Genomic DNA, 1,041 nt, shown 5'->3' with positions numbered 1-1,041 from the left:
GTACAGACCGTGGGAGACCTCGTCCCGCCCCCTCACCATGGCGCCAATCAGGAATCCATCGGCTTGGTGCTTCAAGACCGACCATCCTTGCAAGCCAGCGCAACGGTGAGCCCCGACAAGCCGATTTACCCTAGCTTGGAGGTTCTGACATGGCAATGCGGACAACCCCGACGATCGTCGGGATCGACGTGGCGAAAGCCGAACTGGTGACGTACCGGGCCGATGCGGACCGGGTCGAGGTCGTGGACAACGCGCACAAGGCGATCGGGGCGTGGCTGTCGAGCCTGCCGGCCGGCAGCCTGATTGCCATCGAAGCGACCAACGACTACCACCTCGCCGTTCTGGAGCGGGCCCATGCCTTGGGCCATCGCCCTTATGTCATCGATGGCTACCGGCTCAACCACTACCGCAAGGGCACCGGGGAGCGGGTCAAGACCGATGCCCGCGATGCGCGCCTGCTGGCCCGCTACCTGGCCCATGAACAGGCACACCTGCGGCCATGGAGCCCGCCGCCGGCGGCCTATCGGCGCCTGCAGCAACTGTTGCGCCGACGCGCGGCGCTGGTCAGGGCACGTACCGCGCTCAAGCAGTCGTTCGCCGGGCCGGCAGCGGCCAGCCTCGAGCCCGTGCTGGCGGACATCCGCCAACTGGAGGCGCAACTCCAGCGCGAGCTGTTGCAGGTCGCCAAGCAAGCCGACCTGGGCGACTCGGTACAACGCTGCCAGGCCGTGGAAGGCATCGGCCCGCTGACGGCCTGTGCGCTGAACATGGCCTACCTGCGCGGCCCGTTCCGCCATAGCGATGCCTTCATCGCCTTCCTCGGGCTCGACGTGCGCATCCGCGACTCCGGCCGCAGCCGCGGGCGACGCCGCTTGACCAAGCAGGGCGATCCTGAACTGCGCAGGCTGCTCTACAACGCTGCCATGGCCGCCTCACGCAGCCAGACCTGGAAACCGTTCTACCAACGACACCTGGATCGTGGCCTGACCCGCATCCAGGCCTTGGTCGCACTGGCCCGCAAACTCGCTCGCGTGGCCTTCG

1 protein-coding gene is annotated in these 1,041 nt (G+C 67.4%); it reads left to right on the top strand.

Features of this window, described 5'->3' with window-relative positions:
- Positions 1-149: 149 nt before the first annotated feature.
- Positions 150-1,041 (top strand): IS110 family transposase (locus ABD679_RS15300; protein ID WP_344760886.1); only part of this gene is annotated, 892 nt, incomplete at its 3' end.

This window comes from Luteimonas lutimaris (assembly GCF_039537065.1).
GTDB lineage: Bacteria > Pseudomonadota > Gammaproteobacteria > Xanthomonadales > Xanthomonadaceae > Luteimonas > Luteimonas lutimaris.
This window is presented reverse-complemented; position numbering and strand designations above follow the sequence as displayed.